Genomic DNA, 25,024 nt, shown 5'->3' with positions numbered 1-25,024 from the left:
GCTCGGCCTGCGGTCATCGTTTGGGCGATGATCACAGGCCGGTCTTCTTTCCCGAGAGCCGCTTCGATGCGGGGGCGTTGCATAGCAGCGCTCAGGAAATATCGGTTCTGAAATCTCAGAACTTCTTCTTCACGACGACCACACGCTTGTGAGCATGATGACGATGGTGATGGGTCTTCTTGACGAAGTGCGCCTGCGCGTTGGCAACTGACGGCTTGATCACCACCTTCTTCGTGATCGCGCCGTGTCCGGTCTTAACGACGGTCGTCGCCATCGCCGGTGCAGCAAGCATCGAAGCCGCAACCAGAGCGGCGGAAATCGTCTTCAACATGGTCGTCTCCTGTTCATGTGATCGAGGGGCGGGGCCGGTCGATGACCGGGGTTCGATCATGGGAACAAGACTAGTGGCCGTGCGCTGAACTCAACCTGAAGCCGCTTGATGGCTGACGTTCATCTGGATGACATTTTCGTTATGTTAGCTGACCCCCGTGCGCGGAATGTTTGCCGCAAGCGGGTGTTTAAAAATCGAATGGGGTGCACCACCGCGCCTCATTATTCTCGGAGGCTCGTCATGAGCGGTTCAGCGATCAGACAAATATCCTTGGCATTTTTTCTTGCGGCCTTCATGGGAGCGCCCGTGCTCGACCGGGCGCTCGCCGCGGGCGGCGACACGCCCTCGCCTCCTCCGTCATCGGACACCAAGTCCGACTCGAAGGGCTCGAAGTCAAAGAAAAGCGACAAAAGATCGTCTGTAGATGATCCGGCTTTCATTTCTGGATATCGTGCAGCGTACTCAACGATCTACGAACAGCACGACTATGCGGCTGCCATCCCCCAACTCAGGGCACTCGACCATGATGACCGCGCCGACGTTGCTAATTTGATCGGCTATTCCTACCGCAAGCTCGGCCAATACGAGCAGTCGAAGGAATGGTACGAGCGCGCGCTCGCCGCCGATCCGAACCACGTCCGAACCTGGCAATATTATGGTCTGTGGCAGGTCGAACAGGGCCACCGCGATCGCGCAGAGTATCACCTGAAGAAGATCGAAGAACTCGCCGGCAAGGACAACGAGGACTACCGCAACCTGGCCGCGGCGCTGGCGAGCAGCAAACCCGGTTCTGTCTACTGAGATTTCCTCCAAACAGAAGGGACCCGGCTCCCGGGTCCCTTTTTGGTTAATTCACGCCTGTCACACGTCCGTCTTTACCATTTTCGCGCGCAGAGCTGCTCACCATCCCCCGCTGCTGCCTCGACAAGGCCGGGAAACCTCGTATAGACGAGGCCTGCGCCCCTTAATGGGTGTAGAGGACGGCTCGAGGCTGACGGCGGCAGATGACCACGCCAAAGAAATATGAGCGGATTGCCTTTGTGGCGGGCCCCAGCGCGGAAGCCCAGCAGGCGCTTGCGCAGCTCATCGGGATTTACGGCAACCACGCGCCGGACGACGCCGACGTGGTGGTGGCGCTTGGCGGCGACGGCCTGATGCTGCAAACCCTGCACCAGCACATGCGCTCGGGCATTCCGATCTATGGCATGCATCGCGGCACTGTTGGCTTTCTGATGAACGAGTTCAGCGCGCATTCGCTGATCGACCGGCTGGAAGCCGCAAAGCTCACGGTCATCAATCCGCTGCTGATGCGAGCGACCGACGTGCATGGCAAGGTGCATATCCATCACGCCATTAATGAAGTCGCGCTGTTTCGCCAGACCCATCAGGCCGCCCGCTTGCGGATTCTCGTGGATGAGCGCGAGCGCATGGCCGAGTTGGCTGCGGACGGAATCCTGTTGGCGACCCCTGCCGGCTCGACCGCCTACAATCTATCCGCGCAAGGTCCCATTCTACCGATCAATGCCGCGTTGCTGGCTCTGACACCGATCAGCGCCTTCCGCCCTCGTCGCTGGCGCGGCGCGCTCCTGCCCAACACAGCCTTTGTCGTTTTCGAAGTCCTCGAGAGCGAGAAACGCCCTGTCGCTGCGGTGGCAGATCATGACGAGGCGCGTGATGTCTGCCGTGTGGAGATCATAGCCGATCGGACAATTTCGATCCGTATGCTGTTCGATCCCGGGCACAGCCTCGAAGAACGCATCCTGCGTGAACAGTTTAGCTTCTGAAAATTCGCCGGCAATTTGTCGGCGCATGGATAACCATTCGTTAAGACCGGCGTACTACAGTTAACGCAAGGTGCACTCCCTTTTGGGTGTATCATCGGGTTTCCTGCATGTTTCGCATCGATTTCAACAAACTCCGTTTCCTTGTCTGCGACGACAACCCGCACATGCGGCGGATCATCCGCACGCTGCTGCATTCGTTCGGCGCACGCGAAGTGTACGAAGCTGAGGATGGCGCGACCGCCCTCGAAATGTTCACTCACTATATCCCGGACATCGTGATCTCGGATTGGTCGATGCCGATCTTCGACGGCCTCGAACTGGCACAGATGATCCGGCAGCCGGAAGGCGCGGGAAATCCCTACGCCCCGATCATCATGCTAACGGGGCACTCGGAAAAGCGCCGCGTCATGATCGCTCGCGATGCCGGCGTCACGGAATTCCTAGTCAAGCCGATCTCCGCGAAAGGCTTTTATCAGCGCATTCTGAATTGCGTGGCCAACCCGCGCCCCTTTATCAAGACCAAGAACTACTTTGGTCCGGACCGCCGCCGCAACTCCAACACGACCTACATCGGTGTTGAGCGGCGAAGTGGCGGCCAAGTTGAAGTTGTCCAGCAGCCTTCATTGCTCGATAAAGCGCGCGCCCCCGGCTAGGAAACACTATGGCCCCGAAGAAGCCTTCAGATATTAACGTCGAGACTTTCAGCGACCATCTTGTTATTACCCAACCGAACCCACTGCGTGCCATGGTGCACTATGTGGAGGACAAGGATTTCGATGATCCGGTCGCCCGCGCCGAGCAGGCCCTTGCCGACCTCTCCGGCGAGTTCAAGGAGTGGATGCGTATCGAATGCGACCGGCTCCATGAAGCCCATGCTGCGATCAAACGTGACGGCTTGAACAAGGAGCGGCAGGACGAAATGTTCCGCGCCGCCCACGACATCAAGGGCCACTCTGCAACTTTCGGCTATCCCACGGCTGCTGCAGCCGCGGAGAGCCTGACCCGGATTATCGAACACGCACCGGATCTCGCGAAAGTCCCCGAAGAGATCATTACACATCACATCAACGCCATCCTGGCGATCTTCCGCGAGCAGAAGCGCCGCGACGAAGGCAAGGCGGAAACGGCAGACGAACTCAGCAAGCGCCTGCGCAGCGTCGCCGATGAATATCTCATTGCCGTCAACCAGGATCGCCCCGAACATCTCGAAGCCGTACTGGCGCCGAGCATCGCGCCGACCGAGTAATAGCGGATTTCGACGTAGAAACCAGCAAACCGCCCGCGCCGTGATTGGCCCGGGCGGTTTTGCTTTTGTCCGTCAAGCCCGGTAACCCGCCGTAGTGAAATGACCGGCTTTAAAAAAATGCCCGGGACGGAGCCCGGGCATTTGAGTCAGTAAAGTTCGTTAAATAGGTTCAGGCTGCGATCAGCTCATTGTCATATGCATCGAACCGGTCGCTTCGCCCGATGGCGTCAACCGTCGCGTGCGCATCCAGCATGTTGACGAAGTCGTCAGCCAAAAGTTCGTCGCAGAACATTCGTGCTTCATCACGCGCCGATTCCGTGGCGAAGCGCCGCAGCATGATCAGCAGCGGTTCCGTCTCCGGCGTAGGAGCTGTCTCGCACTGCGTCAGCACGCGTTCGACCATGCGCCGCCGCAGACGTGTGGCGCCATTGACAGTGCCGATGTAGCCAACCTCGTGACTGGCCTCGAGTGCGACACGGAAGGCTGCGAAAGTTGATTGCGGCAAGCGAGCCTTAGCGAGCAAAGCATTCAGGCTTGCACCGCCGCGATCGTAAACCAGTGCTGCGACGCGGTGGCGCGGCAGACTCGATAATTGCACCAGCGCTTCCTGGAATAGCTCGAAATTGCCGGACAACAGCGCACGCAAGATCAAGGCCGCATTGAGTTGACCGGCCGCACGCAGGTGGCTGACCAGGGCGACCATGTCTGCACCGCGCGTATGCGAGGCGATGTTGATGGTCGAACGCTCCAGCGCCTCGCTGGTAACGCGCCGGGCGCGATCCTCGCTCATCCAGTCACGCGCCGTGACGAAATGAGCCAGAGTGTTGGAGAGCTTCTCCGCAAGGATCAACCGGAGCTTCACGGGAAGATCGGGCAGATCCAGAAGTGACTCGCGGATGGCCGCGAAATGTCCGTGACGCTCCACAATGCGCTCCAGCGAGAAAGCCACGAGCTCCGCACGTGGATTCTCGATCAATTCGAGCGCCGATGACGGGCTACCGACTTCCGCAATCGCAGCACAGACCGACGGTGGAAGGTCGGCGCGGCGCGCGATGGCGCATTGAATTTCGCAATTGCCCGTCGCCACGATGTCGACCAGGTCGGCATCGAACAACAACGGTGAATGTTCGAGGATCGGCACTGCGACAGACGCCTGGTCCACTGCAAGTGCTGCGACGATCGCCGGTGGCGCATCGGCCGAGCGGGCGAAAATTTCTGCCATCGCTTTGCGGACAAGCGGCGATGCATCGTCGAGAAGCATCAGCAACGCACCTTCGGCGGCGGCGCGGTCATCGTCCGAAAGATCGGAGATCAACCAGGCCCGGGCCAATGCCCGCGTTGCCTCTGCGCGCTCCCCTGCGGGAGCAGTACGAACCCAACTAATAAACTGCCGAACAATCATGGGACCGGCTTACGCAACCTGTAAGGCATCGGGGCTCGATGCCAACTGTCAGAAACTGTAAACCATGACACTTAATAAACGGTTCACCATAAACGGCTGTGTTTATTGAGGTTTTATTAACGGGCGGATCAGTGATGAAACGCGGTCCAAAGCATGGACAACCCTGCCACCAGCATCATGCCTTCCATCAGGATGCGAAACGATTCCGCATCGAGCCGCATCACGAAACGCTTGGCGATGAAAGCGCCCGCCATCAATGATGATCCGGCGATCAGACCTTTGAACACTGTCGCAGGAGGCATCGCATCGAAACGTTGAAACGTCAGCGCCTTGCTGGTGTAAAGCGCAAGCGAACCCGCTGCTTCCGTGCCGAGCAACGCACCTTTGATCAGACCGAACGACATGAAGATCGGAATTGTGATCGGACCGGTCGACGCAACAATACCTGTGATGTAACCTACGACAGCACCGATAATGGCCAAGTGCCAGAATGACAGCACGAAACCGCGCGCAACAAACCAGCGCCGTAGCGGAATCGCACCGATCAGGAAGATGCCGATAGCGGCATCGACGACGTGCGACGGCAAAGCGAGCAACGTTCGCGCGCCGAGCGCCGCAGCTGGAGCGCCTGTCACCATATAAGCGCCGGCTGCGCGCCAATCGACCTCGCGCCACCATGCCAGGATGCGCGACAGGTTCGCCATGATGGAAGCGATCGCCATGATCGGCACGGCTTCCTTCGGCCCGAACTCGTAGACGAGCACAGGCAGCAGCATGATCGATGAGCCAGTGCCGATGATGCCGCTGATCACACCGGCAACCAAGCCCACGGCAAGCACGAACGCGAAGCTCAAGAGAAGCCTCCGGCAATCATTTGCGGAGATGTGCGCGCGCAGCGACCATCTTCCCCGCGTCGAAAGTCGAATAAGAATAGATGCTTCGGACGCGCGCGGGAAACCCTCGCATGGAATGCGAAGGAAAAGTCCACAACCGGGGAAAAAAATCAGCCGCTATAACGCCCAGTCGGATCGCTGAACAGGCCGATACCCCGCGGCCCGTCGTCCTTGGGCGGATCGTTCGGCGTTCCCGCGTTGCTGGCCGTGGCCTTGTTGCCCCACAGCTCTCGGACGGTGTTCGATACCGGTTCGGGCCGCGTTCCCGCCTGAAATAGCGAGCGGAAGGTCGGCGAGATCGGTGTCTGCAGTTCTTCGACCTGGGGTGATGACTGAGCTGTACGCGCCTGCGGGAAGTTCGCGAGGAACGCGGCGTTATCCGGCACGTTCCCCGTGCGCGATTGCCCCGGCACCTCGCCGGCCGACGCCATGGCCATGCGCGCCGTCTGCGAATTCGCCGCGCTATCATAACGCGATGTCAGCACCGAATAGACCTGCGAGACACTTCGCGCGCTGCCGTCACGATTGTAGAAGATCGAGCGATTTGCGGCCGCGGCATTCGGGAACATCGCAGGGGCCGATGCATACGGATTGTCCTGCGCGCTGCTGATCAGCTTGGACGCGCCGCCGACGCCCATGAAATGCGCCATATAGAGTTCGCCGTCGGTCGGCCTGCGGCCGATCGCGCCGGTGAGCTTGAAGCTGTTGGACTGCGTCAGCACGCCCGCCATGGCGGCGTTCGCGGCTGGATCGTCGCGCAGTTTCAGGATTTCGTTGCGCGCGTTAGGATCGTTGACGGAGTAGGTGCCGGACGGCGACTTCGTAATGGCGTCGGCATATTTGCCGAATCCAAACGCAGAGCCCGCCTCTTTGACGGTGCCGAGCCAGGTCTGCTCGATAAATTGATAAAGCCCACGCGCCGACGATGTCGACGCCTGTGCGGTCGGGTCGAGATTCGACTCCATCTTCGCCGCTGAGACGAGATATTCGAAGCTCGCGCCGGTGGCGCTTGCAGCGCCTTTAATAGTGTTCGCGATCTTGGTGCGCGCAGCATCAAGACCCGTCGTAAGGGTTTCGATCGACATAGGTTGGTTGCCCGCTCCCCAGGAACCTGAACCGCAACCTGCCCCAATTATGGTTAATGGCTGGTTAATGCAGAAGATCGGAGAGACAACCCTGCGCCGCAACTCTCCCAGCGCACGTCCTTGAACGACCTGGGATGTGGTCGTCGCCCGACAGCAACCGTTAGTCAGCCGGGATGAAGCGGAGGGTGCCTGACCGACGCGTGGGTTGACCGGTGTCGTTCGTATGATTGACGCCGTCCGTGACGGGCACCTCAGAGAAATCGAAAGGGCTTACCCCGTCCAGGCAAGCCACATTTACGGCATACAGGTTCTGGTTCGATCGTCGTTGATGATGCGTGTAGATTCCGCAGCGAGAACAGAAGAAGTGCTGCGCTGATCCGGTATGGAAGCGGTAGCTTGTAAGCGCATCCTCGCCCTGCAGGACCTTGATCGCACCCATTTCCGCCATGACCATGACGGCGCCTCGCATTCGGCAGTAAGAGCAAGTGCAGCGGCGGATCGAGTTGAAGCCGTCGCTAAGCGTCACCTCGAAGCGCACCGCGCCGCAATGGCACTGGCCAGCCCGAACAGTCGTGTCACTCACCACGTCACCTGCTAATGCCCCCGAATGGTCCGCAACAATTGGGCGGCATGATCCTTGGCGGGCCCAATATTGTTGATGACGACATCCGGCTCGGCGGAAACGACCGTACGCCGGATCCGGCCCTCGACCTGGCCATCGCTGCTGCGGCCGCGGTCAGCGATGCGCTGAGCCAGAATGTCCGGCGGTGCGGTGATCGAGACCACTGTGACATCGGTATAGGACCGGCGCGCGAGTTCGACGATGGTCCGCGAGACATTGACCACCACCGCGCGACCGCCCCGGATATCCTCGACGATCGACCGCGGCACGCCATAGCGCAGACCGTGCGCCTCCCATTGGAAGGCAAATTCACCGTGCGCGAGCATCTGCCCGAACATCATCGGGCTGACGGCGGCATTGTTCTCGGATGAAGACGCTTCACGTGTCACCACGCGCTGCGGAAACACGACGCCGGGATCGTCCGCACAGGCCGCCTGCGCAAGCCCAATGAGCGTATCCTTGCCAGCACCGCTCGGGCCGACAACGAGAACGAGACGGCCGGGGCCGATCAGGCCCGCGCGCTGATCAGAAAGTGTGGCTGTATCGATCATGCGACCCGGTTCCCTTCACGCCAGACGCTGCGCACCACAGGCAGATCCTTCGCCATATGCACGCGGATCACGTCAGCACGCTTGCCCGCAACAATCTCTCCCCGGTCGTTCAGTCCGACGGCTTCCGCCGCCGTCTTGGTGACGGTTCGCACTGCCGCGGCAAGATCAATCACCGGGGCATGCTTCGGCAATTGCATCGCCGCCATCAGCAAGCTCGAGGGCACGTAGTCCGACGACATGATGTCGAGCAACCCTTCACGGGCGAGATCGACCGCAGCGATGTTGCCGGAGTGCGATCCGCCGCGCACGACGTTCGGCGCCCCCATCAGCACGCGGACGCCCGCCTGATGCAGCCCGCGCGCGGCTTCCATCGTAGTCGGGAATTCAGCCACCGACACGCGATCGCGGATCGCGTCGCCGACGTTCTCCTCCGTGGTATCGTCGTGGCTGGCGAGCGGGACGTTGTGGTGATGCGCCAATGCGACGATGTCGCGCATATTCTTCGTCGCGTATTTCTTCTGGTATTCCAGGCGCTGCGCAAACATCACATCGAGCTGCGCATCGGTGAGACCGCCGGTCTTGCCGCGATAATAATCGCGCAGCTTGCCCTCATCGCGGAACTGGCGCTGTCCTGGTGTGTGATCCATCAACGACATCAGCCGAATATCCGGACGCTCGATCAACTCCTTGGCCTCTTCGACGACGCGAGGTGTCGGAATTTCACAGCGCAGATGCAGGAAGTGATCGGCGCGCAGCAAATTGGCTTCGCGCGCGTTACTGATCGCCGTCGCCAGAACATTCGCCTGGCCGTCAACCCCCTCGACGCCTTCTTCGCTCCAGAGACGTAACGAATCGAGAACCGTCGTGATGCCACTGGTGGCAAGCTGGCCATCGTAGGAAACAACGGCCGCAACCGAATCCCAATAAACCTTCGGGCGTGGCATGTAGTGCGCCTCGAGATGATCCGTGTGCAGCTCGATCAGGCCCGGCATGACGAGATCGCCGCCCATGTCTTCGCCGCGTCCGGGCGCGTTGCCCTCGCCTATTTCCGCGATCTTGCCGCCCGCGATCGCTACCCACCCGCGTTCGATAACGCGGTCGTGCAGCACCACCCGGGCGTTACTGAGAATTGTTTCGTTTTGTTCGGAACTCATGCTTCCCCCTTTTATGCCGCCGCCGCGAACGACGTCACGTCGACAATTCGATCCGCGATCAGATTGCGCACGTCGTCATCGTGCACGATCGCCACCATGGCGACGCCGCGGGCTTTCTTTTCTCCGACCAGATCGACCACGATCTGGCGATTGGTTGCATCGAGCGATGCCGTCGGCTCGTCCAGCAACAGGATCGGCATATCCGAGATGAAGCCGCGCGCGATGTTGACGCGCTGCTGCTCACCGCCGGAGAAGGTCGAGGGCGGCAGCGCCCAGAGCCGCTCGGCAATATTCAAGCGGCGCAGCAGTGCGCCGGCACGGGCCTTGGCGTCGTCACGCGCAACGCCATTCGCAATCAGAGGCTCCGCCACCACATCGATCGTCGCCACCCGCGGCACAGCGCGCAGAAACTGGCTGACATAGCCGATGGTGTGCCTGCGGACGCGCAATATGTCGCGCGGCTCGGCACTCGCGATATCGATCATATTGTCAGCGTGACGCACGGCAATACGGCCCTGATCGCAGCGGTAGTTGCCGAAAATCATCTTCAGGATTGACGACTTGCCCGTGCCCGAAGGACCAGCCAACACGACGCATTCACCAGAATTTACATGCATCGACACGCCGGAAATGACCGGCAACCGTACGCCGTTCTGCAGGTGCATGGTGAAAGTCTTGGCCGCGCCGGAGATTTCGATCATCGGAGACATCTGCACCTCACGCCGGCAGGATAGAGGAAACGAGAAGCTGGGTATAAGGCTGGTGCGGATCGTCGAGCACCTGATCGGTCAGACCGGTCTCGATCACCTCACCGCCCTTCATCACCATCACCCGGTGCGACAACAGCCGCGCCACCGCGAGATCGTGCGTCACGATCACGACCGCAAGGCCGAGCTCGTTGACCAGCCCGCGCACCAGATCGAGCAATCGCGCCTGTACTGATACGTCGAGGCCGCCGGTCGGTTCGTCCATGAACACCAGACGCGGCTCGGTGACGAGGTTGCGCGCAATCTGCAGGCGCTGCCGCATGCCGCCGGAATAAGTTTTCGGTGCGTCATCGATGCGGCCGGTCGGAATCTCAACCCGTTCGAGCCACGACGACGCGGTGTCGCGAATATTGCCGTAGTGATTCCAGCCGACTGCCATCAGCCGTTCGCCGACATTGGCACCGGCCGAGACCGCCATGCGCAGACCCATGGCGGGATCTTGGTGGACGAACCCCCAGTCTGTCCGGAACAGGAACCGCCGCTCGGCTTCGCCAAGGGTCGCAAGATCACGGGTAACACCGTCGCGCATCCGATAGAGCACCCGGCCGCCGCTCGGCTCCAACTGTGTCGACAGCATCTGCAGCAGCGTCGACTTGCCCGAGCCGGACTCGCCAACAATGGCCAGCACTTCGCCTGGATACAGTTCGAACGAGACGTTGCGGCAGCCGAGGTGACGGCCATAGGACTTGCTCAGGTTCTCGCAGATGAGAAGTGGCTGATCGTCGTCGCGCATCATGTCACCTGATGGTCGGCGCCGAAGCCCGCGCCCTGATGGCCGTCCGCACGGCGTGTTTCGCAATAATCCGTATCGGAGCAGACGAACATTCGTCCGCCTTTGTCATCGACCACGACTTCGTCGAGATAAGATTCTGTCGATCCGCACAGCGCGCATGGCGCGCTGAAGCGATAGGTTTCAAACGGATGATCCTCGAAATCCAGCGAGCGCACCTTGGTATGAGGCGGGATTGCATAGATGCGCTTCTCGCGCCCCGCGCCGAACAGTTGCAGCGCTGCGCAATCATCCATCTTCGGATTGTCGAACTTCGGCGTTGGCGATGGGTCCATCACATAGCGGTCGTTGACCTTCACCGGATAGGCATAGGTGGTCGCGATGTGGCCGTGGCGCGCGATGTCTTCATAGAGCTTCACATGCATCAGCCCGTACTCGCCGAGCGCATGCATGCGGCGCGTCTCGGTCTCGCGTGGCTCGAGAAAGCGCAGCGGCTCGGGGATCGGCACCTGATAGACTAGCACCTGATCCTCGGACAGCGTCGTCTCTGGGATTCGATGCCGCGTCTGGATCACGCTGGCGTCGGACGTCACCGTCGTGGTCGCGACACCCGCCGTCTTCTCGAAGAACTTGCGGATCGAGATTGCATTGGTGGTGTCGTCGGAACCTTGGTCGATGACTTTAAGCGTGTCGTCCGCGCCAAGAATGGCCGCAGTCACCTGCACGCCGCCGGTGCCCCAGCCGTAAGGCATCGGCATTTCGCGGCTCGCGAACGGCACCTGATAGCCGGGGATCGCGATCGCCTTCAGGATCGCGCGACGGATCATCCGCTTGGTCTGTTCGTCGAGATAGGCGAAGTTATAAACCGGCGCGTTCATTCGGCGGCCTCCGCAAGGGTATTGTCGCTGTCTTTCGCCGCTTCGAATTCCTTGCGCAATTTGCGCAGCAGTCCGAGTTCGGACTGGAAGTCGACGTAGTGCGGCAGTTTGAGGTGTTCGACAAAGCCTGTGGCCTGCACGTTGTCCGAATGCGACATGACGAATTCCTCGTCCTGCGTCGGCGCACGAACCTCTTCGCCAAGCTCACGTGCCCGCAGTGAGCGATCCACCAGCGCCATCGACATGGTCTTGCGCTCGCTCTGCCCGAAAGCGAGGCCGTAGCCACGGGTGAAGCACGGCGCTTCCGTAGCGGAGCCCTTGAACTGGTTCACCATCTGGCATTCGGTCAGTTCGATCGAACCGAGCGGCACGGCGAAGCCGACTTCTTCGGCAAAGAACTCAACCTCGACATCGCCAAAACGAATTTCACCAGCGAACGGGTGCGTGCGGCCGAAGCCGCGCTGCGTCGCATAACCGAGTGCGAGCAGAAAACCCTCGTCGCCGCGGGCAAGGTTCTGCAAGCGCAGATCGCGATCCGCCGGGAAGCTGAGTGGCTCCCGCGTGAGATCCCCCACCGGCTGATCCGGATCTTCCTTTGGAGAGGGTTCAATCAGGCCATCCGCACCGAGAATATCGGTGACGCGCGGCATCGACTCGTTGCTTGGTGTGCCCTGCGCTGGCTCGGCGACGGCTTCACCCGCCGCGAGTGCCGGATCAAGCAGACGATGCGTGTAGTCGAAGGTCGGGCCGAGAATCTGTCCGCCTGGAATATCCTTGAAGGTCGACGATACCCGGCGGCGCACCTGCATGTCGGCGGTGTCGAGCGGTTCGGTGATACCGAACCGCGGCAACGTGGCGCGAAATGCGCGCAGCAGGAAGATCGCCTCGATCAGGTCACCGCGCGCCTGCTTGATCGCAAGCGCTGCGAGCTCGCGGTCGTAGAGCGAACCTTCCGTCATCACGCGATCGACCGCGAGAGTGAGCTGCTCTGAAATTTGCGCCAGCGACAAATCCGGCACCGCTGGATCGCCGCGGCGCTCATGCGCCATCAGCCGATGTGCATTCTCGATGGCGCGTTCGCCGCCTTTGACTGCAACGTACATGTCTCAGACCTCCTTCGCGGCAACGTGGGTGCTGCGCGGCAGCGCGACGAGATCGCCACCGCTGACCAGCAGCAGATCGACGCCCAACGGAAATAGCGCGCGATTGGCCTGCATGCGCGCGACGAAATCCTGCGGCAGTGCGTCCGCCCGCAATTTCGATGTGCCTTGAATGCCCGGTCCGCTGAACGTGAACTCGTCGCCCGCGGTCAGCGTCTCCACCTGAACCACCAGCGTGGTTGAGCGGTCGGGATATTCCGGCGTACCCGGTGCAAACACTTGAAAATCCGGCAACGCCGAACCCTTCGCGATCAACGCGAAAGCGGCTTGCGACGCATCAGACGTCAGCGGTGCCCCGGTCTGGAAGCGCAGCCACGACGCCATGTCGGCCTCGGTTGCGAAAGCCGGGTCGAGCCAGATAGGCGTATCGTGATCGAACAGCGCTAGCGCCACTGCGGCGGTCGCTGGCATCATCAGCGAGGGTGCTTTGACCTCTTCCGCAATCGTATGAACCGACCCCGGCCGCGCCATGGCATTCATCACGGTGCGGAACACTGTCTGCGATGATTGTACCGGGTTAGCGAAGCCTGTCCCAAGGCCGGACTGAAGAGTGGCAAGTGTCATGATCTCAACCCTCGCCTCGCACCAGTGTGTAGAAATCGACCCGTGTGGCAGCCGTCTCAGCATCCTGCTGCACACGGGCCTTCGCCAGTTCCTCGCGTAGCGGCGCCACGACCTTTGCTTCGACGCGTTCTTTGAAGGCATCGCTCTGGATCAGCGCATCACACAGCGCGATCAGCCGCGCCTTCTCGCCGTCTCGTCCCAGCACATAGCCGAAGCCGACTTCGCCAGAGGAGAGACGCACCGCCGCGCGCGACACCGAGGCTTCACCGAGATTGAACGGCGCGCCGTCGCCGCCAATCCGGCCACGTACCATGACAAGGCCATTCTCCGGCTGACGCAGGGATTCATGTGGCGGAACATCGACCTCGCCCAGACACGCAGCGATCCGCTCCGTCGGTATATGCGCCAGCACGGCCATGGCCTGCTGACGTTGGGTTTGCTGCGGACTGATTTCCGGTCGGGTCATGATGTCCAGCTTGCTGATTCCAAGTTGTCTATGTTAATAGACAACTTCGTAACGCAGCGCTATGACAATCTGGTGACGACGGCATGATTTTCGGTATGTTGCGACTCTCACTCCGCGAGGGGCAGTTGCATCCATGAGTCTGACTGAAACCAGCACCGGCGTTGCGCTGTGGCGGCGCGTGGCAGATTCCATCGAGCAATCGATTGCCGATGGAACCTATCCGCGCGACTCCAAGCTGCCGGGCGAAACCGAAATCGCGGAACTCCATCGGGTCAACCGCCACACCGTGCGCCGCGCGCTGGCTGCGCTCGCCGAACGTGGGCTGGTGCGCGCCGAACGCGGCAGCGGTACCTATGTCGAAGCCCCGCGCATCGCCTATCCGCTGCGCTCGCGCACACGCTTTTCCGAGATCGTCAGCGCGGGCGGACATGAGGCCAGCGGCAAGTTGCTGAATGCATCGATCGAAGATGCGCCGCAGGATCTCGCCAAACACTTAGGGCTCAAGACCGGCGCACCCTTGCTGCGGATCGATGCACTGCGCACAGCAGACCGGATGCCAATTTGCGTCGGCTCCGCATGGGTCGAAGCGGACCGCTTTCCTGATGGCGCCAAGCTTTACGGAAAACTGCAATCCATCACCAAGGTGCTGGAACATTACGGCATCCGCGACTATCGCCGCGAGTGGACCAACATCACTGCGGCCATTGCCGAAGCCGCCGACGCCGCGCGTCTCGATCTCGCGCTCGGCCGTCCGGTCCTCGTCGTTGAAAAGCTCGATACGGAAATGAACGGCAAGCCATTGATCATATCACGCTCGCGTTTCGCCGCTGAACGCGTTCAGTTCGTCATCGAAAATTAGTGACAAAGATTAGTGCCGGGCTTCTCCTGCCCGGCCGATGATCGCGCGGCGCAGCCGGGTCGAGACAAAATCGATTGCTGCAACCGCGACGAGGATCATGAGAATCAGCGTCGAGACCTTCTGCCATTCCAGCACACGGATCTGTTCAGCCAGTTGCAGGCCGATGCCGCCCGCGCCGACGATGCCGATGATCGTGGCCGAGCGCGTGTTGGATTCGATGTAATAGAGAATTTGGCCGGCAAGCACCGGCAGCACCTGCGGCAACAGCCCGAAGCGAATCTCATGCATCTTGCTGCCGCCCGCTGCACGAATACCTTCGACCTGCTTGCGGTCGGCGCCTTCGATCGCCTCCGAGAATAGTTTGCCGAACGCGCCGAAATCCGACGTCGCGATGGCCAGTACGCCTGCGAATGGGCCAAGCCCGACCACGTTGATCCACACCAGCGCCCAGATCAACGTATCGATACCGCGGATCGAATCCAGAAAGCGCCGCACGGGAAAACGCAGGAAGATGGACGGGATGACGTTCTTCGCCGCCAACAGACTGACGGGAAGCGCCATCAGTGCCGCCAGCAGCGTGCCGAGAAACGCGATCGACAGCGTCTCTCCCATGGCATGGAGATATGTCGGAAACGATGTGCCCGGATCGGGCGGGATCATCAGCATGACGAACCAGCCGAGCTGCTTGAATCCGGTCACCAGACGGTGGATCGAAATCTCCAGATACCAGCAGCCGAAGAAAAACAGAGCAATGGCCGCTGCCGCAATGATAAGCGCCTTCACGCGGCCCGCATTCGATCCGTGGAACAGATCAGGGTACTGCGCCGCGAGCTCCGCCGTGCTGCGATCGGCCGCGATCATGTGCGCGCTCCCGTGCCGAGCAGGCGGCCGCGCAGCCAGCCGGTGAGGATGTCGATAATGAACACGGTGACGATGATCATCACCAGGATCGCGCTGACGTCCGAATAAAAGAACTTACGCACCGCGACCACGAGTTCTTGCCCGATGCCGCCCGCACCGACAAAACCCATGATGGACGCTTCGCGCACATTGATCTCGAAGCGCAGCAGCGTGTAGCTGGCAAAGCCCGGCATCACCTGCGGCAAGACCGCAAAACGAATGCAAGAGAGCCAGTTCGCACCCGTCGAGCGCACGCCTTCCAGCGGCTTCATATCGATATTCTCGACGATCTCGTAATAGAGCTTGCCAAGCGCCCCGATGCAGTGGATCGCAATCGCCAGCACACCGGCCATCGGTCCGAGACCAAAAGCGATAACGAAGATCAGCGCGAACACGATGCTCGGAACAGTGCGACAGAATTCAAGAAAGCGGCACGTCACGAAACGCACCATCGGATGCGGCGACGTGTTGGCGGCTGCGAAAAAATTCAGACACAGTGCACCAAGTGCACCGATGGTGGTGCCGACATAGCTCAGCAACAGCGTTTCCGCGAGCAGCTTGAGCCAGCCCTTCCAGCCCCAGAACCATTCGGCTGGATCGGTCCAAACCCGCGCGCCACTGTCGAGATGCAGAATACGGTCGAAATAGCCGACGAAATTACCGATTTTCTCAACCAGTGTCTCCGGCGCGACTTCGGCGCCCAGAGCAGCAATCATCAGCAGCACCACGAAGACCACAAGCCCGATCAAGAAACGGACACGCTTGCGCGAAACCGACGCGTTATACGCGGCTTCAAGCGCCGCGATCTGTTGGGGCGGATAGCTGGTGAGACTGACGGTCAAAGCCGGATTGCTCTATGAGCGTAAGGAAAGGCTGGACCGCACACGCGGTCCAGCCCCTGCTCCAATCAGGAGCCCTTCTTCTTGCGAAGGCTGTCGACGAACTTGATCAGTTCGATGGTGTCGTTCCAATCCGCCGTCTTGGCCTGAGCGAAGCCCTGCTTCTGGCCATCCGATAGACGCTCGAACGCAGCCTTGTCCTTGGTCGGCGCATCGAAGAACGCTTTCTCGATCGCGGCCTTCAGGTCTGCCGGCATGTCTTCGAGCACGGCGTATGGTCCGTTCAGGATCGCAGCCGACTTGTGGATGATGCGGAAGTCTTCCTTCTTCATCGCAGAGCCGTCGGCATTCTTCAGCATGCCCTTGGTGAGCATTTGCTGCAGCGTCGAGTCGTTTTCAGCGGTCCACTGGTTGGCGGCGACATCGACCGTGCCCTGAGAAAGCGCCAGCAGCGCGTTCTCATGGCTGCCGGTGAACACGACCTTGCTGAAATAGGATTCAGCATCGCCGATATTCATCTTGTTCAGCTCGAAGCGCGGCACGTTGTTACCCGAGGTCGAGTTCGGATCGACGAGGCCGAGGTTCTTGCCCTTCAGGTCGTCGATGCTCTTGTAGGGGCTCTTCGCCAGCACGAAGAACATCGAATAGTAGCCGGTGCTGCCGTCGATGTTGCGGTCGTTGGCGAAAGCTTCGGTCTTCACACCGGTGAGACGAGCGCGCGAGAACGAAGCCGAGCCGTAGCTAGCAATGTGGATGTTGCCGTTGCGCTGACCTTCGATCACCGCAGCATAGTCGTTGGCGATGCGGAGGTTCACCTTCACGCCGAGTTCCTTGCTGAGATATGCAATGAACGGTGCCCAGCGCTCGGTCACGCCCGAGGCGTTCTCGGCAGGAACAACAGCGAAGTTGAGTTCAGGATACTTGGCTTTCCAGTCCTGGGCGGAAGCTGCGGTCGCGGTGAACGCAAGCGCGGCCGCGCCGGCAAGAATAGTACGACGATTGAACATAAAGTCCCCCTGTTGTGTCGTCAGATAGTTTCGGCAGAAAGATCAGGCAGCCGCGACACTTCCGAGCGCGGGCGCCAATTCTCCGGGTACGAAATCCGGCGCTTCGTCCATCACTTCGCCGGCCTCAAGGTCGTAAAGCTCGCGGGCGATTGAGTCCGTGAGCATCGCAGGCACGCCATCAAACACCACACGGCCCGCAGACATGCCGATCAGGCGGTCGCAATACGTCCGTGCCAGATCGAGCGAATGGAGATTGCACATCACCGTGATGCCGAAGTGCTTGTTGATACGCAGCAACGAGTCCATCACGATGCGGGTATTGCGGGGATCAAGCGAGGCGATTGGCTCGTCCGCCAGAATGATGTCCGGCTGCTGGACAAGCGCGCGCGCGATCGCCACACGCTGCTGCTGCCCACCAGAGAGTTGATCGGCGCGCTGCGCCGCCATCGGCATCATGTCGAATTGTTCGAGTGCGGAGATGGCAACCGCCTTGTCGTCCTGCGCCCACATCTGGCTCATCGAGCGCCACAGCGGCACGCCTGCAAGGCGCCCCATCAACACGTTGGTCAGGACATCTAGACGGCCAACCAGATTGAACTGCTGGAAAATCATCGCCGAACGTGCGCGCCAGCGGCGCAGCTCTTGGCCCTTCAGCGCGGTCACATCGACGCCTTCGAACGTGATGCGTCCGCTGGTCGGCTGCTCCAGACGGTTGATCATACGCAGCAAGGTGGACTTACCGGCACCCGAACGGCCGATGACACCAACGAAACGTCCGGGCTCAATCGAGAAAGACGCATTGTCAACGGCCGTCTTCGTACCAAACCGGCACGTCAATCCGTCCACTACAAGCATTCGTCGGCTCCGTCCTTAACAGAGCCCCACCGCTAACGTGCGTATTCTACAGTTGTGTGACAGCGCAGATTGTTCCCGCGCACTTCTGTGTGCAGCGCAGAAGAGATTTGCCGTCACTTAATGTTCATGACATTGTCACGAAACACACCGAAGACACTACACACACCCTCATTCCCGCATCACCTCACTGCGAGATTTGACCGCCTATGGCTGGCAAGACACTTTCCGTCCAACCTTTCATCGACCCGACTGCAACACTACGCGACAGCAAGGCGGGCGCTTATTGCGAAATCGGCGCACGAACAACACTTCTTGAAGTTACGCTCGGCGATTATTCCTATGTCGTGAACGATAGTCAGATTGCCTATGCTACCATCGGCAAGTTCTGCTCGATCGCGGCGATGACGCGGATCAATCCCGGCAACCATCCCATGCATCGCGCGACGCAAGCTCACTTCACCTACCGCGCGAGTGCCTATTTTCCGGGCGAAACGGACGACGCGGAGTTCTTCGACTGGCGGCGGAGCCATCATGTGACATTTGGCCACGATGTGTGGATCGGTCACGGCGCCATCGTCCTGCCCGGCCGCAACATCGGCACTGGTGCCGTGGTCGCCGCAGGCGCGGTCGTCACCAAGGATGTGCCGGCCTATACAATCGTCGGGGGTAATCCCGCCAAGCCGATTCGCCGGCGCTTCTCTGAACGGGTCGAAGAGCAACTGATGGCGCTGGCATGGTGGGATTGGACCCATGACCAGCTTCGCACCGCGCTGCCGGATTTCCGGAAGCTGCCGGTGGAAGCCTTTATTGAAAAATACAACAACGCGACAACATAACGCGGGATCGGACGAAGCATGACGGACATCTTGATCGAAGGCGGACAGACGCTGATCGGCAACGGATTTGTGGATGATGCGACCATCCATGTGGCGGATGGCCTCATTTCGGAAACATCGTCACGCGCCGAACCCGCTTCGCTGCGTATCGACAGCCGCGGTCTGATCGCGCTCCCTGGTATCGTGGACATGCATGGCGACGCTTTCGAGCGGCAGATGATGCCGCGCCCTGGCGTCGATTTCCCGATCGATGTCGCGCTGATGGACAGTGACCGGCAAGCCATCGCCAACGGCATGACCACCGTTTTTCATGCCGCTACATGGTCGTGGGAGCCAGGCCTGCGCGGCACCGAGAATGCTCATCGTCTTGTCGACGCCATCGAAGACCTGCGTCCGCGCTTCGCAGCCGACACACGCTTCCACCTGCGGCAGGAGACATTCAACCTTGATGCCGAGCCGATGATCGCTGAGTGGATGGCGACGGGACGCGTCAGCTTGCTCGCCTTCAACGATCACATGCACATGACCACGGCGTCGATGAGCAATCCGAAGAAGCGTGCGCGCATGGTCGAACGATCAGGCCTCAGCGAAGGCGAATTCGATGCGCTGGTCGACCGGGTCATGAAACGTGCGGACGACGTGCCGGCATCGATCGAACGGCTGGCCGCCATTGCCCGGGACAACGATGTGCCGTTGCTCTCTCACGACGATGAATCGCCGAAGCAACGCGCGAACTTCCGCGGACTCGGTATCGATATCGCGGAATTCCCGATCAATGAAGAGACCGCGCGCGCTGCTATCGACGGCGGTGACTTTACCGTGTTCGGTGCGCCGAATGTGGTGCGCGGCGGCAGCCACACTGGCTGGACCAGCGCCGCCGAGATGGTGAACAAAGGCCTCTGCTCCATCCTCGCCTCGGACTACTATTATCCGGCGCCACTGCTCGCCGCGTTCCGCCTCGCAGCCGACAGGATTGTGCCGTTGCCCCAGGCCTGGTCGCTTGTTTCGGGAGCACCGGCTGCCGCAACCGGCCTGCATGATCGCGGCGACATCGCGTCCGGCAAGCGCGCCGACATTATCTTGGTCGATGCGCAGGAGGCGCTACGGCCTCGCATCGTTGCCGTGATTGCAGGCGGACAGCTCGCGTACCTCACCGAACCACAGCGGATGACAACGACAACCATGTCTCCTGCACGCAGGGTTGAACCAGCCTGAAAGCTTCGATAATTAAATCATCGCATGCCGCAGTATCCCCGTTACGCCATCTACTTCGTCCCCTCAGCCGACAGCGCGCTTTATCGCTTCGGCGCGGGTGTGCTCGGCTATGATGCCTTCACGGGAAAGGCGCTGCCTTTCGCTGACGGGATCGAAGCACAGATCGCGGACTGGAAGCAGATCACCGTCGATCCGCGCAAGTACGGCTTTCATGCCACACTGAAAGCACCGATCACGCTGGCACCCGGCAAGACCGAGAATGAACTCATCTCGGCGATCGAGGCGTTCATCCAAAAGCCCCACACCATCCCGGTGATCACGCCGGTTGTTCGCGCCATCGGCAGTTTCATCGCCATCGTGCCGAATGCGCCTTCACCTGACCTGCAGACATTCGCCGCCGACTGCGTGACGACGTTCGACGACTTCCGCGCGCCGTTGACACCAGAGGATCGCGCTCGGCGCAATGTTTCTGCTCTGACGGAGCAGCAGATCGCGTATCTCGACCGCTGGGGCTATCCTTACGTGTTCGAGGAATTTCGCTTCCACATGACACTCACCGGATCACTCCCGGTTGAGCGGCGCGACAGCGTGCTGGAAGTCCTGCAGAAACGCTTCGCTGCTCTTGCTCTTAGCTCAGTTACCGTCGAACACCTCGCACTGCTCCGTCAGAGCGATGGTGCGTCCCAGTTCACAGTCATCGGACATTGGGCACTTAAGCACGTTTGATTGTTCAACGTGTAAATGTACGTGACAGTCTTCCTGTCCTATCGACCATATGAGGTAATTGTCTGGATCGCCCATTCGGCGTAGCCTTTTGTTTGCCGGCCGTGCATCGCACGGAACAATAAATGATCGCTCGCTTGTCAATTGCGAGTTCCGATCAGCGAGGCGCTCGACAATGCGCGGCGAAATCCACCACTTCCGAACTGGGAATGACGGGGAGCATCCGCATGATCCATCCTCGCGCCGGCTGGCGGCGATCATTGCGGGTGATATCGCAGGCTACAGCCGCCTCATGCAGCTCGACGAAGACGGAACTTACGCGCGCGTCAAGCGGATCGAACGCGACCTCGTCGAACCGACTATCCTGGAACATCACGGCCGGCTGGTGAAAACCACAGGCGACGGCTTCATTGCGATTTTCGATAGCCCGGTCGAAGCGGTGCGCTGCGCCATCGTCATCCAGCAGAGCATGGTGGGACGCAATGCATCGCAGCCGCGCGAGAACTGGATCGTCTACCGCATCGGTGTCAATCTTGGCGACGTGATTGTCGAGAGCGAGGATGTCTATGGCGATGGCGTCAACGTCGCTTCCCGTCTCGAAGGCATTGCCAGCCCGGGACAGATCTTCATTTCCGGCGGCATCTACGAGCAGGTCAAACACAAGCTCGTTTGCGGCTATCAGTCGCTCGGCGACAAGCAGGTCAAGAACATCACCGATCCCGTGCGGGTCTATCGGGTGCTTCCCGATCCATCGGCGCTGATCGAAAACCGGATACGGCCACTCGCGGCGATGCTCGTTGCCGCCACTGTTGTGCTGCTGTCCGTTGCAGCCGGCGCGTTCTGGTACTTCGTGATCAAGCCCCGCGATCATCTGATCGCAAGCCGCGCACCCGCGCCGGTCACAGTGCCCGTACCGGCCGCCCCATCGCCGGCGCCGATCCCTGCTCCAGCAGAGACAACTAAAGCGCCTTCCGCCACGCCAACTCCGACAGCCCCGCCAGCAGCACCTCCGCAAGACGTGGCAAAGGCGCCCGCGATCACCGTAACACCTCCATTGTCGCAAGCTAAACCCACTCAAGCCGCCCCCGCGCCGCAAGCGGCTCCCAAGGCGCCACCAGCAGTGGCCGCTGCGCCAGCGGCGATCACACCTCCGCCCGTTGCAGCGAAGACGAATGAGCCGGACATGGTGCCGCTGTCCGGCGGCAGCTTCTCCATGGGCAGCAATGACGATCTCTCCGAGCGACCGATCCATCGCGTATCGGTGAAGCCGCTTGCAATCAGCAAAACGCCGATCACGGTTCGCGAGTGGAACAATTGCGCCGAAGCTAAGGCATGCTCGTTCACCGCTACAGGCCGCGACGACGCGCCGATCACAGATGTGAGCTGGAACGACGCCAAGCAATTCGTCACCTGGCTCTCCAAGGAGACCCAGAAGCCCTACCGGCTGCCGAGTGAGGCCGAATGGGAATACGCCGCGCGCGGCGGCACGCAGACCACTTACTGGTGGGGCGATCAATTTCGAAACGGAATAGTCAATTGCAAGAATTGCCTCGACGCGGCTGCCGGCGAGCAACCATTAAAAGTCGGAAGCCTCAAGCCGAATCCATTTGGCCTGCACGACATGGGCGGCGGCGTCGATCAGTGGGTCGAGGATTGCTGGCATAAAAATTACCAGGGTGCCCCTTCCGACGGTTCGGCATGGACCGCCGACGGCGATTGTACCTCACGCGTGATCAGATCGGGCTCGTGGCGTAATGACGCCCGCTCAACCCGCCCCGCAAGCCGCGACCGTTACGACGCCGTGGTGCGCTATCCGACCCATGGATTTCGGGTCGCCCTATCTCGTGAGGACAAGCCGTAAGGGAAGTGACAGCAATGGGCATCATCCGGATCATCGCGCTCTCGACGACGCTAACATTGCTGTCCTTTGCAGCTCACGCGCAGCAAACGCCGGCGGCGAAGGATGCCTATCTCTATTTCGTCTGGCCGCAGGATGGTGCGGTCATCAAAGGCGCGTTCTGGTGCCGCTTCGGGTTGCGCAACATGGGCGTCACCCACGCGGGCGATACTTTCGCCAATGCCGGCCACCATCATCTCCTGATCAATGTCAACGAACCGCTCAATCCCAATGAGCCCATTCCGCAGGACAAGTCCCACATGCATTTCGGCGCCGGCCAGACTGAGGCGCGCATCGAACTACCGCCCGGGAAGTACACGCTGCAACTGGTGCTCGGCGATGCCAAGCATTACCCGTTCGATCCGCCGGTCGTGTCCCGGAAAATTAACGTCACGATCCGTTAGGGCGGGACTACCGCGCGTAGCTTTGCGCTTTATATGTTCGCGAGAGCTTCTCGCACTTGCCTCTTTGCCAACTGAGGAAACGCAATGGGGGGCTGATGCCATGATCGCACCCGACACGTTCTGGGATTTCGAACACACTGGCTGGAACAAGGATGCCATTGTCACTTCGTATCACCAGCATCTCGGCGAGGTGACAGCAGGCTGCATCCCCAGCCTGCTCCAGGCCGTGAAGCTGAAGGCCGGCGACAAGGTGCTCGACGTGGCGTGCGGCGCGGGTTACGTCGCGGCCGCCGCGCACAAGATGAGCACCGAGGCGATCGGACTGGATTTCTCGGCGGCTCAAGTTCGCCTTGCGAGACAGACCTATCCACACATCAGATTCATTGAAGGCGATGCCGAGGCACTTCCCTTCGCCGAAAAGCAGTTCGATGCGGTCGTCAATTCGTTCGGCATGCCTCATGTCCCGCACCCACACAGAGCCGCAGCGGAATCATTCCGCGTGCTCAAGCCGGACGGACGGTTTGCTTATGCGTCATGGTGTGAGGCGAGCAAGTGCATCGGCATATCGATGGTCTACGATGCTATCCGTGAACACGGCTCGCTCGATGTCGGATTGCCTCCGGGACCCAATTTCTTCAGCTATGGCGATGTGAAAACTGCTTCGGATATGCTCAGCCGCGCCGGATTCAAGGACATTTCCGGGACAGAGATTCCGCTGGTCTGGCGCGTACCTTCGCCCGAAGCTTTCGTCGAGGCGATCTCCTCCGGCACCGTGCGCGCGGCGGCTGTTCTCAACCGGCAGAATCCAGCGAATCTTGAGAATATCAAACACTATTTGCGCAAGATGATTTTGAGCTTCGAGCACGACGGCGGTTTTGCCGTTCCAATGCCTGCAATGGTCGTCTCGGCACACAAACCTGTGCACCATTAGACGCACAAATGGAAAGCCCGCCTCAATCGGCGGGCTTCTCTTGTCCGAATATGATCTTGATCACTTCTTCACGATCACAACCTGAAGATACTCGCTCGGCACCACAATGGTTCCGTCGTCGGCCGTGTTCAAACGCCCGATCAACGCGATCAGATCATCATGCAAACTACGCTGCTTGGTTTCATCGAGCGCGGCAAATGCCTTGAGCGTCGGACCGTAATAGGTCCTGAACACATCAAGGAAATGCTCGGGCGAACGATAGCGGAATGCGAAGTGACGTGGCTGGGCCTGGATCGATGCCGCGCCGTTGCCGAACAGTTCTGTGAGCCGCTCGCGGGTCCCCCACAACGCCGGCGATTTGACGCCTGCCGGCGGCGGCAGATATTGACCGAGCGTCTTGAAAACCTGCCCGATAAAGCCCTGCGGCGTCCAGTTCGCGAGACCAATCCTGCCCTTCGGCTTGCACACGCGCAGCATCTCTGAGGCTGCCTTGTCCTGATCGGGCGTGAACATCACACCGAAAGTGGACACCACCACATCGAAGCTTGCGTCTTTGAACGGCAACGCCTCCGCGTCGGCCTCCTGGAACGCAATGGTCAAGCCCTCGGCGGCGGCGCGTGCCTTGCCGCGCTCGAGCAGCGCAGGCACATAGTCCGTCGACGTCACGTCGCACCAGCGCCTCGCGGCAGCCAGCGACACATTTCCGTTACCGGCCGCGACGTCAAGCACACGCTTTCCCGCGCGTAAATCAATCGCTTCGCACAAGTCTTCACCGACGATCTGCAAGGTTGTACCAACCACTGCATAATCGCCAGACGACCACGCACCATGCTGGCGCGTCTTAACAACGGCAAAATCCGGTCCGGGTGGAACTGCGGTCATGGTCATTGTCATGGCACTCGCTCCCTAAGAGTTGTTCAGAGTT

Annotated in this window: 29 protein-coding genes; 11 read left to right on the top strand and 18 right to left on the bottom strand. The window is 60.4% G+C overall.

Annotated features, from left to right (window positions below):
* Positions 1–115 precede the first annotated feature (115 nt).
* Positions 116–331 carry a His-rich protein BRANT gene (locus ACZ5C3_RS07475; RefSeq protein ID WP_464036521.1) on the bottom strand — a complete coding sequence of 72 codons (216 nt, stop codon included), beginning with the start codon at positions 329–331 and terminating at the stop codon, positions 116–118.
* Between the two features lie 240 nt (positions 332–571).
* Between ACZ5C3_RS07475 and ACZ5C3_RS07470 the strand changes: the two genes are divergently transcribed.
* The 4 genes from ACZ5C3_RS07470 (at position 572) to ACZ5C3_RS07455 (ending at position 3,361) form a co-directional block, all read left to right on the top strand.
* Positions 572–1,132, top strand: a complete 561-nt coding sequence (locus ACZ5C3_RS07470) for a tetratricopeptide repeat protein (protein ID WP_464036520.1) — start codon at positions 572–574, stop codon at positions 1,130–1,132.
* Between the two features lie 203 nt (positions 1,133–1,335).
* A complete protein-coding gene (locus tag ACZ5C3_RS07465; RefSeq protein ID WP_464036519.1) occupies positions 1,336–2,115 on the top strand; it encodes an NAD kinase in 780 nt (259 codons plus the stop codon).
* A gap of 107 nt (positions 2,116–2,222) precedes the next feature.
* A complete protein-coding gene (locus tag ACZ5C3_RS07460) occupies positions 2,223–2,768 on the top strand; it encodes a response regulator (RefSeq protein WP_464036517.1) in 546 nt (181 codons plus the stop codon).
* An 8-nt stretch (positions 2,769–2,776) separates the two neighbouring features.
* On the top strand, positions 2,777–3,361 hold the full coding sequence (locus ACZ5C3_RS07455) for an Hpt domain-containing protein (RefSeq protein WP_464036515.1): 585 nt from the start codon (positions 2,777–2,779) through the stop codon (positions 3,359–3,361).
* Positions 3,362–3,530: 169 nt separating this feature from the next.
* On the opposite strand, the gene ACZ5C3_RS07450 is transcribed toward ACZ5C3_RS07455, so the two are convergent.
* The 12 genes from ACZ5C3_RS07450 to phnG form a co-directional block, all read right to left on the bottom strand.
* A complete protein-coding gene (locus tag ACZ5C3_RS07450) occupies positions 3,531–4,763 on the bottom strand; it encodes a DUF2336 domain-containing protein (RefSeq protein ID WP_464036514.1) in 1,233 nt (410 codons plus the stop codon).
* Positions 4,764–4,891: 128 nt separating this feature from the next.
* A complete protein-coding gene (locus tag ACZ5C3_RS07445; protein WP_464036512.1) occupies positions 4,892–5,617 on the bottom strand; it encodes a sulfite exporter TauE/SafE family protein in 726 nt (241 codons plus the stop codon).
* 149 nt (positions 5,618–5,766) lie between these two features.
* On the bottom strand, positions 5,767–6,741 hold the full coding sequence (locus ACZ5C3_RS07440) for a lytic transglycosylase domain-containing protein (protein ID WP_464036510.1): 975 nt from the start codon (positions 6,739–6,741) through the stop codon (positions 5,767–5,769).
* 160 nt (positions 6,742–6,901) lie between these two features.
* Positions 6,902–7,327, bottom strand: coding sequence for a GFA family protein (locus ACZ5C3_RS07435; protein ID WP_464036508.1), 426 nt, complete (start codon positions 7,325–7,327; stop codon positions 6,902–6,904).
* An 8-nt stretch (positions 7,328–7,335) separates the two neighbouring features.
* Complete coding sequence (phnN, locus tag ACZ5C3_RS07430) at positions 7,336–7,914, bottom strand: phosphonate metabolism protein/1,5-bisphosphokinase (PRPP-forming) PhnN (RefSeq protein WP_464036507.1); 579 nt, start codon at positions 7,912–7,914, stop codon at positions 7,336–7,338.
* A complete protein-coding gene (locus ACZ5C3_RS07425) occupies positions 7,911–9,068 on the bottom strand; it encodes an alpha-D-ribose 1-methylphosphonate 5-triphosphate diphosphatase (protein ID WP_464036505.1) in 1,158 nt (385 codons plus the stop codon). The genes phnN and ACZ5C3_RS07425 overlap by 4 nt, the downstream gene beginning before the upstream one ends.
* 11 nt (positions 9,069–9,079) lie before the next feature.
* Positions 9,080–9,778 carry a phosphonate C-P lyase system protein PhnL gene (gene phnL / locus ACZ5C3_RS07420; protein WP_464044618.1) on the bottom strand — a complete coding sequence of 233 codons (699 nt, stop codon included), beginning with the start codon at positions 9,776–9,778 and terminating at the stop codon, positions 9,080–9,082.
* Between the two features lie 7 nt (positions 9,779–9,785).
* On the bottom strand, positions 9,786–10,568 hold the full coding sequence (gene phnK, locus ACZ5C3_RS07415) for a phosphonate C-P lyase system protein PhnK (RefSeq protein WP_464036503.1): 783 nt from the start codon (positions 10,566–10,568) through the stop codon (positions 9,786–9,788).
* Positions 10,568–11,443, bottom strand: a complete 876-nt coding sequence (locus tag ACZ5C3_RS07410) for an alpha-D-ribose 1-methylphosphonate 5-phosphate C-P-lyase PhnJ (protein WP_464036501.1) — start codon at positions 11,441–11,443, stop codon at positions 10,568–10,570. Before ACZ5C3_RS07410 ends, phnK begins: the two co-directional genes overlap by 1 nt.
* A complete protein-coding gene (locus ACZ5C3_RS07405) occupies positions 11,440–12,546 on the bottom strand; it encodes a carbon-phosphorus lyase complex subunit (protein WP_464036499.1) in 1,107 nt (368 codons plus the stop codon). Before ACZ5C3_RS07405 ends, ACZ5C3_RS07410 begins: the two co-directional genes overlap by 4 nt.
* Positions 12,547–12,549: 3 nt before the next feature.
* On the bottom strand, positions 12,550–13,167 hold the full coding sequence (phnH, locus tag ACZ5C3_RS07400; RefSeq protein WP_464036498.1) for a phosphonate C-P lyase system protein PhnH: 618 nt from the start codon (positions 13,165–13,167) through the stop codon (positions 12,550–12,552).
* Positions 13,168–13,171: 4 nt separating this feature from the next.
* A complete protein-coding gene (phnG, locus tag ACZ5C3_RS07395) occupies positions 13,172–13,633 on the bottom strand; it encodes a phosphonate C-P lyase system protein PhnG (RefSeq protein ID WP_464036497.1) in 462 nt (153 codons plus the stop codon).
* 133 nt (positions 13,634–13,766) lie between these two features.
* Here phnG and phnF point away from each other — a divergent pair, with 133 nt between their 5' ends.
* Positions 13,767–14,492, top strand: coding sequence for a phosphonate metabolism transcriptional regulator PhnF (gene phnF / locus ACZ5C3_RS07390; protein ID WP_464036495.1), 726 nt, complete (start codon positions 13,767–13,769; stop codon positions 14,490–14,492).
* A 9-nt stretch (positions 14,493–14,501) separates the two neighbouring features.
* Here the strand turns inward: phnF and phnE (ACZ5C3_RS07385) are convergent, their stop codons facing one another.
* The 4 genes from phnE (ACZ5C3_RS07385) to phnC form a co-directional block, all read right to left on the bottom strand.
* Positions 14,502–15,353 (bottom strand): phosphonate ABC transporter, permease protein PhnE, encoded by an 852-nt coding sequence (gene phnE, locus ACZ5C3_RS07385; RefSeq protein WP_464036493.1) that lies wholly within the window; start codon positions 15,351–15,353, stop codon positions 14,502–14,504.
* A complete protein-coding gene (gene phnE, locus ACZ5C3_RS07380; RefSeq protein ID WP_464036491.1) occupies positions 15,350–16,234 on the bottom strand; it encodes a phosphonate ABC transporter, permease protein PhnE in 885 nt (294 codons plus the stop codon). Before phnE (ACZ5C3_RS07380) ends, phnE (ACZ5C3_RS07385) begins: the two co-directional genes overlap by 4 nt.
* A gap of 65 nt (positions 16,235–16,299) precedes the next feature.
* Complete coding sequence (gene phnD / locus ACZ5C3_RS07375) at positions 16,300–17,238, bottom strand: phosphonate ABC transporter substrate-binding protein (RefSeq protein ID WP_464036489.1); 939 nt, start codon at positions 17,236–17,238, stop codon at positions 16,300–16,302.
* A 42-nt stretch (positions 17,239–17,280) separates the two neighbouring features.
* Positions 17,281–18,093: a phosphonate ABC transporter ATP-binding protein gene (gene phnC / locus ACZ5C3_RS07370; protein WP_464036487.1), complete on the bottom strand. Its 813-nt coding sequence runs from the start codon at positions 18,091–18,093 to the stop codon at positions 17,281–17,283.
* A gap of 206 nt (positions 18,094–18,299) precedes the next feature.
* Between phnC and ACZ5C3_RS07365 the strand changes: the two genes are divergently transcribed.
* The 6 genes from ACZ5C3_RS07365 to ACZ5C3_RS07340 all read left to right on the top strand — a co-directional run bounded on the left by ACZ5C3_RS07365 (position 18,300) and on the right by ACZ5C3_RS07340 (position 24,099).
* Positions 18,300–18,929 carry an LbetaH domain-containing protein gene (locus ACZ5C3_RS07365; RefSeq protein ID WP_464036485.1) on the top strand — a complete coding sequence of 210 codons (630 nt, stop codon included), beginning with the start codon at positions 18,300–18,302 and terminating at the stop codon, positions 18,927–18,929.
* 18 nt (positions 18,930–18,947) lie between these two features.
* Entirely contained in the window at positions 18,948–20,144 is a 1,197-nt protein-coding gene (locus tag ACZ5C3_RS07360) for an alpha-D-ribose 1-methylphosphonate 5-triphosphate diphosphatase (protein ID WP_464036484.1), read from the top strand.
* A 24-nt stretch (positions 20,145–20,168) separates the two neighbouring features.
* Positions 20,169–20,870, top strand: coding sequence for a DUF1045 domain-containing protein (locus ACZ5C3_RS07355; protein WP_464036482.1), 702 nt, complete (start codon positions 20,169–20,171; stop codon positions 20,868–20,870).
* Positions 20,871–21,042: 172 nt separating this feature from the next.
* Positions 21,043–22,728 carry an SUMF1/EgtB/PvdO family nonheme iron enzyme gene (locus ACZ5C3_RS07350; protein ID WP_464036480.1) on the top strand — a complete coding sequence of 562 codons (1,686 nt, stop codon included), beginning with the start codon at positions 21,043–21,045 and terminating at the stop codon, positions 22,726–22,728.
* Positions 22,729–22,742: 14 nt separating this feature from the next.
* Positions 22,743–23,168 (top strand): DUF4399 domain-containing protein, encoded by a 426-nt coding sequence (locus tag ACZ5C3_RS07345; RefSeq protein WP_464036478.1) that lies wholly within the window; start codon positions 22,743–22,745, stop codon positions 23,166–23,168.
* Between the two features lie 100 nt (positions 23,169–23,268).
* Positions 23,269–24,099: a class I SAM-dependent methyltransferase gene (locus tag ACZ5C3_RS07340; RefSeq protein ID WP_464044617.1), complete on the top strand. Its 831-nt coding sequence runs from the start codon at positions 23,269–23,271 to the stop codon at positions 24,097–24,099.
* A gap of 60 nt (positions 24,100–24,159) precedes the next feature.
* Here ACZ5C3_RS07340 and ACZ5C3_RS07335 read toward each other — a convergent pair whose 3' ends face one another.
* Complete coding sequence (locus ACZ5C3_RS07335; RefSeq protein ID WP_464038281.1) at positions 24,160–24,987, bottom strand: class I SAM-dependent methyltransferase; 828 nt, start codon at positions 24,985–24,987, stop codon at positions 24,160–24,162.
* Between the last annotated feature and the right edge of the window lie 37 nt (positions 24,988–25,024).

The sequence above is a fragment of the Afipia dichlorophenoxyacetatis genome (assembly GCF_055386385.1).
Note: the sequence above shows the minus strand (reverse complement) of the source record. Positions and strands in the feature narration are given on the sequence as shown.

Bases quoted from the DNA above. Each gene is read 5' to 3' on its own strand.
- ACZ5C3_RS07475 (WP_464036521.1), bottom strand. From the start codon at position 331: ATGTTGAAGACGATTTCCGCCGCTCTGGTTGCGGCTTCGATGCTTGCT.
- ACZ5C3_RS07470 (WP_464036520.1), top strand. From the start codon at position 572: ATGAGCGGTTCAGCGATCAGACAAATATCCTTGGCATTTTTTCTTGCG.
- ACZ5C3_RS07465 (WP_464036519.1), top strand. From the start codon at position 1,336: ATGACCACGCCAAAGAAATATGAGCGGATTGCCTTTGTGGCGGGCCCC.
- ACZ5C3_RS07460 (WP_464036517.1), top strand. From the start codon at position 2,223: ATGTTTCGCATCGATTTCAACAAACTCCGTTTCCTTGTCTGCGACGAC.
- ACZ5C3_RS07455 (WP_464036515.1), top strand. From the start codon at position 2,777: ATGGCCCCGAAGAAGCCTTCAGATATTAACGTCGAGACTTTCAGCGAC.
- ACZ5C3_RS07450 (WP_464036514.1), bottom strand. From the start codon at position 4,763: ATGATTGTTCGGCAGTTTATTAGTTGGGTTCGTACTGCTCCCGCAGGG.
- ACZ5C3_RS07440 (WP_464036510.1), bottom strand. From the start codon at position 6,741: ATGTCGATCGAAACCCTTACGACGGGTCTTGATGCTGCGCGCACCAAG.
- phnN (WP_464036507.1), bottom strand. From the start codon at position 7,914: ATGATCGATACAGCCACACTTTCTGATCAGCGCGCGGGCCTGATCGGC.
- ACZ5C3_RS07425 (WP_464036505.1), bottom strand. From the start codon at position 9,068: ATGAGTTCCGAACAAAACGAAACAATTCTCAGTAACGCCCGGGTGGTG.
- phnL (WP_464044618.1), bottom strand. From the start codon at position 9,778: ATGTCTCCGATGATCGAAATCTCCGGCGCGGCCAAGACTTTCACCATG.
- phnK (WP_464036503.1), bottom strand. From the start codon at position 10,568: ATGCGCGACGACGATCAGCCACTTCTCATCTGCGAGAACCTGAGCAAG.
- ACZ5C3_RS07410 (WP_464036501.1), bottom strand. From the start codon at position 11,443: ATGAACGCGCCGGTTTATAACTTCGCCTATCTCGACGAACAGACCAAG.
- ACZ5C3_RS07405 (WP_464036499.1), bottom strand. From the start codon at position 12,546: ATGTACGTTGCAGTCAAAGGCGGCGAACGCGCCATCGAGAATGCACAT.
- phnH (WP_464036498.1), bottom strand. From the start codon at position 13,167: ATGACACTTGCCACTCTTCAGTCCGGCCTTGGGACAGGCTTCGCTAAC.
- phnG (WP_464036497.1), bottom strand. From the start codon at position 13,633: ATGACCCGACCGGAAATCAGTCCGCAGCAAACCCAACGTCAGCAGGCC.
- phnF (WP_464036495.1), top strand. From the start codon at position 13,767: ATGAGTCTGACTGAAACCAGCACCGGCGTTGCGCTGTGGCGGCGCGTG.
- phnE (WP_464036493.1), bottom strand. From the start codon at position 15,353: ATGATCGCGGCCGATCGCAGCACGGCGGAGCTCGCGGCGCAGTACCCT.
- phnD (WP_464036489.1), bottom strand. From the start codon at position 17,238: ATGTTCAATCGTCGTACTATTCTTGCCGGCGCGGCCGCGCTTGCGTTC.
- phnC (WP_464036487.1), bottom strand. From the start codon at position 18,093: ATGCTTGTAGTGGACGGATTGACGTGCCGGTTTGGTACGAAGACGGCC.
- ACZ5C3_RS07365 (WP_464036485.1), top strand. From the start codon at position 18,300: ATGGCTGGCAAGACACTTTCCGTCCAACCTTTCATCGACCCGACTGCA.
- ACZ5C3_RS07360 (WP_464036484.1), top strand. From the start codon at position 18,948: ATGACGGACATCTTGATCGAAGGCGGACAGACGCTGATCGGCAACGGA.
- ACZ5C3_RS07355 (WP_464036482.1), top strand. From the start codon at position 20,169: ATGCCGCAGTATCCCCGTTACGCCATCTACTTCGTCCCCTCAGCCGAC.
- ACZ5C3_RS07350 (WP_464036480.1), top strand. From the start codon at position 21,043: ATGCGCGGCGAAATCCACCACTTCCGAACTGGGAATGACGGGGAGCAT.
- ACZ5C3_RS07345 (WP_464036478.1), top strand. From the start codon at position 22,743: ATGGGCATCATCCGGATCATCGCGCTCTCGACGACGCTAACATTGCTG.
- ACZ5C3_RS07340 (WP_464044617.1), top strand. From the start codon at position 23,269: ATGATCGCACCCGACACGTTCTGGGATTTCGAACACACTGGCTGGAAC.
- ACZ5C3_RS07335 (WP_464038281.1), bottom strand. From the start codon at position 24,987: ATGACCATGACCGCAGTTCCACCCGGACCGGATTTTGCCGTTGTTAAG.